Below are 656 nucleotides of genomic sequence, written 5' to 3'. Positions count from 1 at the left end.
CGACTCCACACACACTGGCGTGCATGCTTCACAGTCTCCCACCTATCCTACACAAGCCGAACCGAACACCAATATCAAGCTATAGTAAAGGTCCCGGGGTCTTTCCGTCCTGCTGCGCGAAACGAGCATCTTTACTCGTAGTGCAATTTCACCGGGCCTATGGTTGAGACAGTCGAGAAGTCGTTACGCCATTCGTGCAGGTCGGAACTTACCCGACAAGGAATTTCGCTACCTTAGGATGGTTATAGTTACCACCGCCGTTTACTGGCGCTTAAGTTCTCAGCTTCGCCCCACCGAAATGGAGCTAACCGGTCCCCTTAACGTTCCAGCACCGGGCAGGCGTCAGTCCGTATACATCGCCTTACGGCTTCGCACGGACCTGTGTTTTTAGTAAACAGTCGCTTCTCGCTGGTCTCTGCGGCCACCACCAGCTCACACTGCAAGAGTGATCACCAGCAATGGCCCCCCTTCTCCCGAAGTTACGGGGGCATTTTGCCGAGTTCCTTAACCATAGTTCACCCGAACGCCTCGGTATTCTCTACCTGACCACCTGAGTCGGTTTAGGGTACGGGCCGCCATGAAACTCGCTAGAGGCTTTTCTCGACAGCATAGGATCATCCACTTCACCACAATCGGCTCGGCATCAGGTCTCAGCC

At 54.4% G+C, this 656-nt stretch carries 1 rRNA gene; it reads right to left on the bottom strand.

Annotated features, from left to right (window positions below):
• Positions 1-656: ribosomal RNA gene (locus ACSNOD_RS31595) — 23S ribosomal RNA — on the bottom strand; the annotation flags it as partial.

The organism is Streptomyces sp. URMC 123 (assembly GCF_051386515.1).
Taxonomy (GTDB): domain Bacteria; phylum Actinomycetota; class Actinomycetes; order Streptomycetales; family Streptomycetaceae; genus Streptomyces.
Note: the sequence above shows the minus strand (reverse complement) of the source record. Positions and strands in the feature narration are given on the sequence as shown.